This is a genomic window from Streptomyces sp. M2CJ-2 (genome assembly GCF_016757295.1).
In the GTDB taxonomy this organism is placed as follows: domain Bacteria; phylum Actinomycetota; class Actinomycetes; order Streptomycetales; family Streptomycetaceae; genus Streptomyces.
This window is the reverse complement of the sequence record NZ_JAESIF010000112.1, coordinates 1-11,445: the sequence shown is the minus strand read 5'-3', so window position 1 is coordinate 11,445 and position 11,445 is coordinate 1. Positions and strand designations below refer to the sequence as shown.

Here is an 11,445-nt window from a genome sequence, read left to right as displayed (position 1 = left end):
CCGGCCAGACACGCCGGAGCACCTCTGCAGATCAACCCGTACGCACCTCTGCACCAGAGCCCGTACGCCGACACCCGTTCCGCCGCAGGAGCGACAGCCGTCAGGAGAGCCTGGATGCGGCGGAATTCGTCCACGTTGCGCTCCACCAGCGGCGGGTTGCAGTTCTCCAGGAGCTCGACGTCCTTGCGGTAGCTAAGTCCGTCGCTCATCGCGTTCCCGGCGAGACGTAACGGCCGTCGAGCACGGCCTCCAGGAACCGGCGGGCGGTCTCGTCCTCGATCACCGCGAAGTTCCCGCCGACCATCCGCAGACGGGTCGACAGCGCTGCGAACAGGGCCATGGTGTCTAGGAACTGGTCACCCGCGAACTCGGCGAAGCGCTCCACCTGACGTGCCACGTCCCCGTGCGTCCTGGGTTTCCGTGCCATGGTGGTCAGCTCGGCGTCCGGGCGGCCTTCATGGAGAAGCCCGGCGATCTCCACCAGCAGGTTGGCGTTCCCGTTAATGGAGTCGGCCTTCGCCACCAGATCCTCGCCCGAGGCGACCGGCGCGCCTCCGCCGGAGTCCGCCGGCAGCTGGTTGAGCCGCATGCCGCCCTCAGCCTGCCGCGCCAGCGCATCGGCTTTCAGCTGCGCCCATTCTTGCTCGAAAGACACCCCGTCTCCTTCTGTTCCGTCCGTGTCCCGTCATGTTTATTCACGCTCCGTGGGCCGGAGCGGTTCTGGAGGAGAAGTGGAAGAACCTGCGCCGGTCAGCTCGCCAAGGTGCGGGACGTGGGCGTCTTGCCCGCGCGGCGGTAGACGCCGTTTCGGCGGTGAGGTGGCCGAGGTCGACGAGGCGGTGAGGGTGTCATCGCCGCCGGGCATGCCAAGGGCGTCGAGGAGGAAGACCAAGTCCTCTTCCCGCTCTCCTACCGAGAGGTCGAGGAGCTGATGCTCCATCGCGGCGTGGTCGTCTTCTACGAGACGGTGCGCCACTGGTGCGGCAAGTTCGGGCAGGCCTGCGCCGCAGGCGCCCCCGCCCTGGCGACACATGGCAGCTGGACGAGGTCTTCATGACCGTCAACGGGGAACGGAAGTACCTGTGGCGTGCCATCGACGCCGGCGGCAACGTCCTGGACATCCTCGTGCAGAACCGGTGGGACACCGCTGCGGCCCGGCGGTTCTTCCGCGCGCTGCTGACGAAGACGGGCGAGGTGCCGCGGGTGCTCGTCACCGACAGGCTGCGCTCCTACGGCGCGGCCCACCGCGAGGTCATGCCCTCGGTCAAACACCGCTCCCACCAGGGCCGGAACAACCGGGCAGAGAACAGCCACCAGCCCACCCGGCAGCGCGAACGCGCCATGAAGGGCTTTCGCTCCGTCGGCGGGGCCCAGCGGTTCCTTGCCGCGTTCAGCGGTATATCGCCCCACTTCCGACCTCACCGCCACCTGATGACCGCCCCCGGCCGCCGCACCGAGACGACCATCCGCTTCGCCATCTGGGACCAGATCACCGGCGCTGCCGGCCGGCCCACCACGGCCTGAGCACCGGCCCGAAAACCGACCCCTGCCACGCCCCGACGCGCCGTCAGAGACCCAGGCACCCAACAACGTGACAGCGCCCCTCGTCGAACAGCCGCGGGAACTTCCCGTCCCGATCCCTGATCAGACAGCGCGCCCGGCAGCCGGCGTCCTCGAGATCCATGACAAGATTCCTCGCGGCCTGGACCACCCAGGAGGCGGTCGGATGCGCGGTCGCGCCCAGGATCCGGACCCGGCGGTTCGCGTGCTCGATCGCGACGAACACGTACAAGCGGGCCCCGGACAGGGTGACGGTTTCGAAGAAGTCGCATGCCAGGAGCGCGTCGGCCTGGGAACGCAGGAAGCCCGCCCAGGTGCTCGAGGCCCGCTCGGGCGCCGGCTTGATGCCGGCCCCCTTCAAGATCTCCCAGACGGTGGAGGCGGCCACCGTAACGCCCAGAACGAGGAGTTCGCCGTGGATGCGGCGGTATCCCCAGTTGGAATTCTCGCGGGCGAGCCGCAGCACCAGCAGCCGGACAGAGCGCACGGTCCGCGGCCTTCCCGGGCGCTTGGGCCGGGAGCACACAGCGTGGCGGCGTGCGACCAGATTGCGGTGCCGGCGCAGCACAGTGTCCGGGCGCACCACCAGCCGTATCCTGCGCAGCACCTGCGAGGGCAGGCGGTGCGGCAACGCCGCCAGGAACGCGCGGTCGTTCGGGGAGAACCGAACCTTCTCGCCACCGAGCTGGCGCTCCAGCACCGTGATCTGATGCCGGAGGGCGAGGATCTCCGTGTCCTTGTCCCGGTCGCTCATGGGCAGCAGGCGCAGCACGGCGAACGCGTTCGTCACGGTCAGGTAAGCCAGTCGCAGCAGCACGACCAGCCATCATGCCGGGCTGATCGCCGGCCCCGCGAGAGCACCGATTCCAGCGTCCGTGCTCGAGAACCCGCGCATCCCGCACACCGGCTCCCACCTCGGCGGATGAAGTTTTCAGCAAGGGCAAGGCGGCGACAAGCACGACGATCATCGCCGGCCAGCCCAACACGCCACGAGCTCACACTCCCTTGGTTCCCGCGGGCGACGACTCGATACCGCACCGAGGAAGAACCATCGCGGGGCTGGGACCGCGGTCTCGTGAGCGCCTCCGAGGAGGAAGATGCCATGGGTCGACAGGGATCACTTCCCGCCGTCACGGCGGGAACGTGCCTCGCATTCGTCGTCTCGTGCACGGACGACGAACCCCCGCCTGCGCCCCGACCTCCTTGTCGCCCGGCGCACGCCGAGTAAACTGCCTGTCCCCGACCTCCCGCCCCCGACCCCGACGACAAGCGCACGGCCGGTGCTCGGGTGGGCGGCGCCGACCGTGGTGGGTGCGGTTCATCGCACGTCTCCCCCGCTGCTCTGGCAGGGACCGTCGGCGGCTGCGGTGCCGCGGTTGGCGGTGGGCCCCTCCACCGCCCGTCGTCTCTTCGCCGTACGAGCGCCGGTCGCCGCATGCCAGTGCGATATCGGCGGGGCGAGCAGTCGGCAGGAACGTTGCGGCCGGCGGCGGTGCGGGACAATGGGGGTGTGCGTCCGGCGATGGGACTCGCCGGGAAAACCGCACGGCGTACGCCGTGCTGATGGCCTCCACGGGCAGTTGGTATCGGGGTTGGTACGCCGTGGAGGATGGTGAGGCACGATGGGATCACGTCATGCGGATCTGCTGAACGGCGTGGAGGAGTGGGAGTTCCCGTTGCGCCGCAGGGACGCCCTCAACGCGGCCGAGGACATGCCCCTGGGTCAGGTGCACGGCTCCCGCCGGGGCCGGCCGGTTCCGGTCGGGGCGGTGGCCGAGTTGGAGGAGGCCATCGGCAAGCTTCTGCCGTTCGGTCCGCTGGTGCTGCCGCAGACCCTGCGCCGGCAGGGACACGGTCGGCGCATCTGCGTGTGCACCCCCACCCAGGTACTGGGGGTGAGTGCCTGGGGTGTGGCGCTGTGAGTCGACGTCCTGGGTGTGCAGGACTGGGTGCCTCTCGGTGATCTGTGCGTCGTCGACCATCAGCAGGCCCGTCGGCACGGTGGTTGCCTTGGCTTGCGAGGACCGGGCCACTGCGTCACCCTCCGCTATCCGGCCGAGGCGGCCCGGGCGGTGCGTGAGTTCACGGCCGCGATCCGCGGCTTGGCCGAGGGACGTCCGCAGCCGGTGCCGACCCCGCGGTTGGGCACTCCTGGCGCCTTGCGGCGCTGGCGGCCGGTGCTGGACGACAAGGCGTGCGCAGACAGCGACTGCGCCGCGGTCGAGATGCGGCTGCCCGGCTGGTGGCACCGCCGGTGGGCCCGGCACATCCTCGTCGGCGTCACCCCGCGAGAGCTGCTTGTCGCCCTCGCCCCGGGCGCTCACGACACCAACGCGCTGGTGGATGTGGTCTACATTCCTCGCAGCCGCCCGAACCAGGTGGCCTGCGCCGACGGGACGCTGCGCATCGACGCGGACGGGGTCCTGGTCGATGTCGCCCTGGCCGGACGGCGGGCTGCGCGGGCGCGTGACCTGCTCGGCCGAGCGATTCCCGACAGCAGGGCCGACGTCGACGAGTCGCCCCGCACGATGCCGGATCATCCACCCCTCCGCCCGTGACGGGCGGGATGCGTCGCGCGAGCACGCCCTCGTCCATGGTGCGCCGTCGGCGTAGGCAGGGGCGCCGGTAGCGGGTGCGCCGACGGTGGCAGTGGCGTCGGGGCGCAGCCGGTCGGCGACGCCGAGCACGCCCACCTGCATACCGTCCATGGTGACCAGCACGGCGGTCCGCCCGTCTTCCTCCAACTCGGCCATTCCCCTGCACGCGCACAAGACTGGCCCCGGACCTGCCCGTCCAAGGCCAGAACGCAAAAGATTTCCAGCAATCTTCTGGGGCAAATCGGGACGGCAAAGCCAAGCCGTCGAAAGAGCCCATGTGAGCTCTGCATGGGACGGGATGGTGGATATCGTGGTCAGGGGCTCTGGTCATAGCCGTCCACAGGCCCGGACGGAGCCAACAGCTCCGTGCTCTACTGCTCCTGCCGTCCACGGGGGGCGAAATGAGAATCGAAATGATCCAACGGGCAGCGGCCGCACTGTTCGAGATCCCGGACGAAGTGCATGAGGAGATCATCACGCTCATCGAAGTTGTGGCCGGGGACTCGACGACAGAGGTCCCGGACCTGGCCGCAGCATTCGGTGAATGGTGCTGGCTTGTGTATACCCGCCATGGTGAGGTGGTCGAAGTGCTGGACGTCGGCTGCGCCCGGTGACTAGCGAGGGGCCCGTACCACTGTCTGCTTCTTACCTGGTCGGCCGGCTTCATGACGTAGCCGGTGACGCTGTCGGTCGCGGGGGACGAAGATCCCGGTGACGAGCGCGGGCGGGGCGGGCTGGACGGCGGGGCGTAGTCGAGGGGCCCCCACCACCGCACCTTCGCCCGCTCCGTACTCTGCCCGGGTGCCCGGGGCCGGCGCATGGGGGATGCGCGAGCGGACACGCGTCGGTGGCCAATGACCGGGTCCCGGCCGGGAAGATAGGACCTGACCACCCGGCCCAGAGTACCGGGAGCCGAGTCGGCAGTGGAGAAGCCGCCCGTGTTCTATTACCTGCTCAGGTACGTCTTCCTGGGGCCGTTGCTGCGGCTGCTGTTCCGGCCGCGGGTCGAGGGGCTCGAGCAGGTGCCGGCGCAGGGCGCGGCGATCGTCGCCGGGAATCATCTGTCCTTCGTAGATCCCCTCCTCATGCCCGCGGTCCTGAAGCGGCGCATCACGTTCCTGGCCAAGGCGGAGTATTTCACGGCGCCGGGTCTCAGGGGCCGGCTGACCGCGCTCGTTCTCCGCGGTGCCGGGCAGATTTCGGTGGACAGGTCGGGCAGGGCCGCGGGGCAGGCGGCGCTCCGGAAGGGGCTGGGGGTGCTGGCGAAGGGGGAGCTGCTCGCGATCTATCCGGAGGGCACGCGTTCACCCGACGGCCGACTGTACAGGGGCAAGGTCGGGGTGGCGGTGCTGGCTCTGGGCGCGCAGGTTCCGGTGATTCCGTGCGCGATGGTGGGTACGTTCCAGATCCGGGCTCCGGGACGGGTCCTGCCGAGACTCCCGGCGGTCACGATCCGTTTCGGCAAGCCGCTGGACTTCTCGCGCTTTGCGGGGATGGCGCACCGGAAGACGGTGCTGCGGGCCGTCACCGACGAGATCACGTACGCGATCTTGCGGCTGTCGGGCCAGGAGTACGTGGACCGGTATGCGGCCGATGTGAAGGCTGCACAGGCGATGGGGCGGCGGGGCTGAGGTTTTGCCGCCCTTGGGTGCGATCCGGTCCGGACGGCCGTCCGTCCCAGGCGAGAGTCATGCGACCACCACACCAGCCCCGAAGACCGGCATTGTCAACTTGTTGGTGTGCGGTTACTTGAGGGTGTGCCGGGGTGTGCTGGGCTTGGTTTCCGCCTCTGGTTCAGGCCTCGGTGGGCGTGGCGGTAGTGCCGGTGATCTCGCTCCAGGTTCCGAAGCGGTGGCGCATCTCGCTGCGGTAGCCGGTGGCGGCGGGGCCGGAAGTGCGGTGAGATCTGGCTGAACGCGGACAGGAATTTCTGGGTCCTGCCGACTGTGCGGAGGCCCTTCCTCGCGCGTACGCGCCGCCTCGTCGGCTGGTGGCTGTTCGCGGCCCGGTTGCTCAGGCCCTGGTGACAGCGGTGCTCGACGGAGGGCAGGACCTCGCGGTGGGCGGCGCCGTAGGAACGGAGCTTGTCGGTGACCAGCACCCGGGGCACCCGCTGCTGCTTCTTCCTGAGCCTGGCCAGGAACCGCTTGGCGGCCCTGGCGTCCCGCCTCGACTGGACCAGGATGCCCAGGACGTTGCCGTCCTGGTCGACGGCCCGCCACAGGTACGTCAGCTCACCGTTGATCTTGACGAAGACCTCGTTCAGATGCCATTTATCCCCGGGTCGCGGCCGACGGCGGCGCAGTCCGTTGGCGTAGGCCTGCCCGAACGTGGCGCACCACCGCCGGACGGTCTCGTGGGAGACGAGCACGCCGCGCTGAAACATCAGCTCCTCCGCCTCGCGGAAGCCGAGCGGGAAGCGGACGCACCGCCACACGCAGTGAGAGATCACCTCGGCCGGGTACCGGTGCCCCTGGTACGACGGCGACGCGCTGTCCACGGACGGTCCCCCTCCACCATGACCAACCCGAAGATCATCCCACCCGGTCAGCCAACGTGACAGCACCTCAGGGACGCCTGAGCGGGCTTCGTCGACACCGTGCGCCGGATCCCGCCCTACGAGGGCCCGTCCGAGGGGCCCGGGACCGCGGCCGGGGCGCGAAGGTTGCGCCGGCGCAGCAGCAGGGCGGGCGCCGCCGCTGCCACGGCGAGGGCCGCCGCGGCCAGAGTCCAGGGAACGCCGGACATCGCGTCCGCGCCCACGGCATGGTCCACCGACCAGGAACCAGGGCCGGTCATCGCCAGGAGCAGTGCCAGGGCCCCGTATCGGAATATCCCGCCCGCCGACGCCGTTGCACCCCCATGCCGGCATGCCCGAGTCAAAAGGATCGGGCGGTGGCGGAAGGAACACCTCATGGCACGCAGCACAGCGCGGCCCGTCGTCAGGCTGAAGTCGGCAGCCGGTACGGGAGTCACCTACGTGACCCGTAAGAACCGTCTGAACGACCCCGACCAGCTCGTCCTGCGCAAGTACGATCCGGTCGCCGGAGAGCACGTCCTCTTCCGCGAAGAACGATGACACCCGCATCCCTCGCCCTCGTGCAGCCCCGCGGAAGGAGACCGTGATGAAGGTACGCAAGTCCTTGCGCTCGCTGAAGTCCAGGCCCGGCGCCCAGGTGGTGCGCCGACGGGGCGTGACCTTCGTGATCAACAAGAAGGATCCGCGGTTCAAGGCCCGCCAGGGCTGACCAGCCACCGCATCACCCGGACGGCCCGGTACCGCGCTCGCGGTACCGGGCCGTCGCGGCGTGGTACCGCGCCCGGTCGACGCGCGCCTGGCCAGGATGGAACCCCACGCCCAGTCGGGGCGAGCGGACGTCCAGGAGGCGGAGATGGCGGTGGACCGGGTCGGCATGGTCGTACACGGCGGGCGTCCCGAGGCCGCGGAGGCGGCCCGCACGGTCCGTGCATGGTGCGCCGAACATGCCGTCGCCTGCAAGGACATCGACGTGTGGAACGACGGCGAACGGCGCAGCGCCCGGCAGGAAGTGGCGGCGGCCGGCGACCCCGGCCTCGTCGTCACCCTCGGCGGGGACGGCACCTTTCTGCGCGGGGCCCGGCTCGCGGCCGCCATCGACGCGCTGGTCCTCGGTGTCGACCTCGGCCGCGTGGGTTTCCTGACCGAGGTGCCCATGACCATGGTGCGTACGGCGCTGGACGCCGTGCACGACGACCGGCTCGACGTGGAGCAGCGCATGCTGCTGACCATGCGTGCCTCGTGCCGCCTGGAGGTGCCCTCGGACATCGAGGCGCTCATGAGCTACGGCCGAGGCCCGCTCCTGCCCCCGACCAGCGTGCGCTCCGACTGCGAGACGGGCGGCAAGTGGGGCATCCCGCTGGACGTGACCGCCCTCAACGACGTCGTACTGGAGAAGCTCGCCAGGGACCGGCAGATCTCGGTCGGGGTCTACATCGCGGGCCGGCTGCTGGCCTCGTACTCCGCCGACGCGCTGCTGGTGGCCACGCCGACGGGATCGACCGCCTACAGCTTTGCCGCCGGCGGCCCCGTGGTCTCGCCGGGCACCGAGGCACTGGTCTTCACACCGGTGGCACCGCACATGACGTTCAACCGGTCGGTCGTCGCCGCCCCGGACGAGCCCGTCGGGCTGCGGGTGCTCGAGCGCTCGGGCCGCGCCGCCGTCAGCATCGACGGCCAGCTCCGCGGCGTGATCGGCCCCGGTGACTGGATCGGCGTCTACGCCGCACCGCGCAGGCTGCGTGCCGTACGGCTCGGCCCGATGGACTTCTACGGCCGCCTCCGTGACCGTATGAACCTCACCGACGCGCCTGCCGCGGTCGCCGACGGCACGCCCGCACCGCTCTGGCCGGTCCGCAGTGCGCCGCCGGGAGACCTGGCGCACCTCGCCATGCCGGACGACCCGACGGCATCCGAGTGACGGGGCCCGTCACTCCCTACCCCACCTGGGAACCTCCCGCGCCCCCGGGGACGCGGCACTCGGCGCGGACTGTCGGCGGAGCAGGCCCATCAGCGCCAGGGAGCCCGGCCCGAAGAAGACCAGGAGAAGGAAACCCCAGCAGAAGGTGCTGTCACGTTGGCTGACCGGGTGGGATGATCTTCGGGTTGGTCATGGTGAAGGGGGACCGTCCGTGGACAGCGCGTCGCCGTCGTACCAGGGGCACCGGTACCCGGCCGAGGTGATCTCTCACTGCGTGTGGCGGTGCGTCCGCTTCCCGCTCGGCTTCCGCGAGGCGGAGGAGCTGATGTTTCAGCGCGGCGTGCTCGTCTCCCACGAGACCGTCCGGCGGTGGTGCGCCACGTTCGGGCAGGCCTACGCCAACGGACTGCGCCGCCGTCGGCCGCGACCCGGGGATAAATGGCATCTGAACGAGGTCTTCGTCAAGATCAACGGTGAGCTGACGTACCTGTGGCGGGCCGTCGACGCCGGCGGCAACGTCCTGGACATCCTCGTGCAGAACCGGCGGGACACCGCCGCGGCCCGGCGTTTCTTCCGCCGCCTGCTGAAGAAGACGCGTGCGGTCCCGCGGGTGCTCGTCACCGACAGGCTGCGCTCCTACGGCGCCGCCCACCGCCAGGTCATGCGCTCCGTGGAGCACCGTTCCCACAAGAGTCTGAACAACCGGGCCGAGAACAGCCACCAGCCCACGCGGCAACGCGAGCGCGCGATGAAAGGCTTCCGATCGGTGGGTGCCGCACAACGGTTCCTGGCCGCTTTCAGCGGCATCTCACCCCACTTCCGACCCCACCGTCACCTGATGACCGCCTCGAACTACCGCACCGAGATGACCATCCGCTTCGCGATCTGGGACCAGATCACCGGTGCTGCCAACCTGCCCACCACGGCCTGAACACAGGCCCGGGCCACGGGCCCATCACGCCCCGACGACGCCATCAGATACTCACACACCCAACAACGTGACAGCGCCATTCCTGCCACTGGAGCCCAGCGCAGCAATAGGCATTTCTTCCGTCAACCAATGATGCTTCAACTAAGTTTGACGACACGCCAGGAAAGGCCGGGCGCGAGGGCGCCGTCGGACATCAGGGGAACGTCACCTTCACCGCCGTGCCTCTGGGAACGGTGGCTCCTTTGGCGGGGTCCTGGCGGGAAATGGCGGCCGGTGCCGCGGACGGTCCCGAGTCGGGTGCCAGTTCGAGCTTCAGCGTGGTTGCGCCCAGCTTCACGGCGGCCTGCTCCTTGGTGCACTTGATCAGATCGGGCACCACTTCCTCGCCCCCGAACGCAGCACTGAGCACATCCTTGCGGGCATTCTCGGCGACCTTGCCCGAGAAGTAGAAGGCCACCGCCGACCCGACGGCCGCGGCGAGCGCTCCGATCAGTGTGCTGCGCAGGTTGGTGTCCCGTACGGCGAAGGCCACCGCGCAGAACGCCACGAGGCCGGTGACGAGTGCCATGGCGATCCAACTGCGGACGATGCTGGTCGACGACGCCGTCCGGCTCGGAATCACGCGACGGGCGACGACCAGGACGATCCCGATGGCCAGGACGGCGGACAGCAGGATCCACAGCAGGACCTGGACATGCCCCCACGAGATGGTCGCCGGGTCGTTCGTCTGCAACCGGAGAACTCCCATCGTTCCGTCCTCCCACCAGCGATCCGGAAGACAGACCGTGCCTGCGTGGAAATTCCCCCCATGTCAAGTCTGGCTGCTGGTCGGTGGGCCCGCAAACGCTGCGAAACGGCTTCCTCCGGACGGGGAAAAGGCAGGTGAACGCGGGGTCACGAAGTGCCGTTCCGCGAAGTTGCACAGCCTGGCCGCACCGGCCGAGACTGATGTCGAGAGGCTCACGGTGTATTTCCCTCCCGAATTGCGACTGCTCGGCCATTTCCGGCTGGAATGCGACGCCGAGCCTCTCGGGCTGTGCCGCAACGGGCAGCGCCTGCTGGCATTCGTCGCGTTGCGAAGGCACGTGCCCCGCACGGTCCTCGCCGGCACGCTGTGGCCCGAGGGCACCGAGAAACACGCCAGTGGCGACTCCCCGGCGGATGACGCCGAATTGACGCCGGGCTGACGGCATGTCCGTAGCCTCGAGAGGCTGATCCTGGAGGACCGCATGGTACCGACCCCGAAACTGCCGATCGCCTACGTCCGGCGACGGGTCTGTCAAACAAGCGGCTCTGTCTCACATGCGGTGGTGATGGTAAATAGTTGCTGTGGCTGGCAGTAACACTCTCAGACCAGCACGGGTGACGCGACCGTCGACACTGTGTCCGTCCCGCTCGACGGTGCGTCTGCGGCTGCTCTCCTTGGAGCTCGGACCAGTCACATCAGTGATGACGCTCTGTCACCACCGCATGTGAGACACCCGAGTTCGACAGTTGGTGGGCATACGGGGGTGTCGATTCTGCGGGCTGATCTGGGGCGATGGGCATGATGAGGCTCCGGGGCCGTTTGCCCACGGCTCCGGAGCGTGTTTTCCCAGCTCAGTGGCTATTCGGGGGTCTTCAGGCCGCTCATCTTTGGCGGGAGCGGCACTCCGCAGTTCTTGAAGAGTTTGGTCTGGGTGTCGGTCAGGCGGGTGGTCTGCTGGAGGCTGCCGGCCGGGCCGGAGAGGGTGACCTGGTAGACCCGGCCGAGCTCGGCGGCGATCTTGGGCCACGTCTGCTCGGTGCGGCGCTCGGCGACGCGGATCAGCAGCAGGGCGAGCCGGCACAGCAGCACGTGGGCGCGTATCCGTTCGTCCAGCCGGTGGTAGACCGGCCGCAGATCGAGCGTGGACTTCAT

General features: G+C 69.3%; 12 protein-coding genes and 5 pseudogenes. 10 read left to right on the top strand and 7 right to left on the bottom strand.

Annotated features, from left to right (window positions below; translation table 11 throughout):
- Together JL475_RS40835 and JL475_RS36255 are read right to left on the bottom strand one after the other, a co-directional pair.
- Window positions 1-209, bottom strand: a pseudogene (locus JL475_RS40835) (hypothetical protein); the annotation flags it as partial.
- On the bottom strand, window positions 206-655 hold the full coding sequence (locus JL475_RS36255) for a hypothetical protein (RefSeq protein WP_307825293.1): 450 nt from the start codon (window positions 653-655) through the stop codon (window positions 206-208). The pseudogene JL475_RS40835 and the gene JL475_RS36255, both read right to left, overlap by 4 nt.
- Window positions 656-850: 195 nt before the next feature.
- Between JL475_RS36255 and JL475_RS36250 the strand changes: the two are divergent.
- Window positions 851-1,524 (top strand): annotated as a pseudogene (locus tag JL475_RS36250) (IS6 family transposase).
- A gap of 85 nt (window positions 1,525-1,609) precedes the next feature.
- Here the strand turns inward: JL475_RS36250 and JL475_RS36245 are convergent.
- Window positions 1,610-2,377, bottom strand: a pseudogene (locus tag JL475_RS36245) (integrase); the annotation flags it as partial.
- 805 nt (window positions 2,378-3,182) lie between these two features.
- Between JL475_RS36245 and JL475_RS36240 the strand changes: the two are divergent.
- The 4 genes from JL475_RS36240 (at window position 3,183) to JL475_RS36225 (ending at window position 5,788) form a co-directional block, all read left to right on the top strand.
- On the top strand, window positions 3,183-3,482 hold the full coding sequence (locus JL475_RS36240; RefSeq protein ID WP_202282447.1) for a hypothetical protein: 300 nt from the start codon (window positions 3,183-3,185) through the stop codon (window positions 3,480-3,482).
- Window positions 3,483-3,575: 93 nt separating this feature from the next.
- A complete protein-coding gene (locus tag JL475_RS36235; RefSeq protein WP_202282446.1) occupies window positions 3,576-4,118 on the top strand; it encodes a hypothetical protein in 543 nt (180 codons plus the stop codon).
- Window positions 4,119-4,558: 440 nt separating this feature from the next.
- The gene (locus tag JL475_RS36230) at window positions 4,559-4,771 is read left to right on the top strand and encodes a hypothetical protein (protein ID WP_202282445.1); all 213 of its coding nucleotides are present in this window, start codon (window positions 4,559-4,561) and stop codon (window positions 4,769-4,771) included.
- Window positions 4,772-5,095: 324 nt separating this feature from the next.
- On the top strand, window positions 5,096-5,788 hold the full coding sequence (locus JL475_RS36225) for a 1-acyl-sn-glycerol-3-phosphate acyltransferase (protein WP_202282449.1): 693 nt from the start codon (window positions 5,096-5,098) through the stop codon (window positions 5,786-5,788).
- 163 nt (window positions 5,789-5,951) lie between these two features.
- On the opposite strand, the pseudogene JL475_RS36220 reads toward JL475_RS36225, so the two are convergent.
- Both JL475_RS36220 and JL475_RS36215 read right to left on the bottom strand, forming a co-directional pair.
- Window positions 5,952-6,657: pseudogene (locus JL475_RS36220) on the bottom strand (IS6 family transposase).
- A gap of 116 nt (window positions 6,658-6,773) precedes the next feature.
- Complete coding sequence (locus tag JL475_RS36215) at window positions 6,774-6,956, bottom strand: hypothetical protein (RefSeq protein WP_202282444.1); 183 nt, start codon at window positions 6,954-6,956, stop codon at window positions 6,774-6,776.
- 115 nt (window positions 6,957-7,071) lie between these two features.
- Here JL475_RS36215 and rpmG point away from each other — a divergent pair, with 115 nt between their 5' ends.
- From rpmG to JL475_RS36195, 4 genes are all read left to right on the top strand, one after another.
- Window positions 7,072-7,236 carry a 50S ribosomal protein L33 gene (gene rpmG, locus JL475_RS36210; RefSeq protein WP_109383499.1) on the top strand — a complete coding sequence of 55 codons (165 nt, stop codon included), beginning with the start codon at window positions 7,072-7,074 and terminating at the stop codon, window positions 7,234-7,236.
- A 46-nt stretch (window positions 7,237-7,282) separates the two neighbouring features.
- On the top strand, window positions 7,283-7,405 hold the full coding sequence (gene ykgO / locus JL475_RS36205; protein WP_019525784.1) for a type B 50S ribosomal protein L36: 123 nt from the start codon (window positions 7,283-7,285) through the stop codon (window positions 7,403-7,405).
- Window positions 7,406-7,549: 144 nt separating this feature from the next.
- The gene (locus JL475_RS36200) at window positions 7,550-8,614 is read left to right on the top strand and encodes an NAD(+)/NADH kinase (protein ID WP_202282448.1); all 1,065 of its coding nucleotides are present in this window, start codon (window positions 7,550-7,552) and stop codon (window positions 8,612-8,614) included.
- Between the two features lie 211 nt (window positions 8,615-8,825).
- Window positions 8,826-9,545: an IS6 family transposase gene (locus JL475_RS36195; protein ID WP_202282443.1), complete on the top strand. Its 720-nt coding sequence runs from the start codon at window positions 8,826-8,828 to the stop codon at window positions 9,543-9,545.
- A gap of 193 nt (window positions 9,546-9,738) precedes the next feature.
- Here JL475_RS36195 and JL475_RS36190 read toward each other — a convergent pair whose 3' ends face one another.
- Window positions 9,739-10,293 (bottom strand): PASTA domain-containing protein, encoded by a 555-nt coding sequence (locus JL475_RS36190; RefSeq protein WP_202282442.1) that lies wholly within the window; start codon window positions 10,291-10,293, stop codon window positions 9,739-9,741.
- A 169-nt stretch (window positions 10,294-10,462) separates the two neighbouring features.
- Here JL475_RS36190 and JL475_RS36185 point away from each other — a divergent pair, with 169 nt between their 5' ends.
- Window positions 10,463-10,732 (top strand): hypothetical protein, encoded by a 270-nt coding sequence (locus tag JL475_RS36185; RefSeq protein ID WP_307825292.1) that lies wholly within the window; start codon window positions 10,463-10,465, stop codon window positions 10,730-10,732.
- 419 nt (window positions 10,733-11,151) lie between these two features.
- Here JL475_RS36185 and JL475_RS36180 read toward each other — a convergent pair.
- Window positions 11,152-11,445, bottom strand: a pseudogene (locus tag JL475_RS36180) (transposase); the annotation flags it as partial.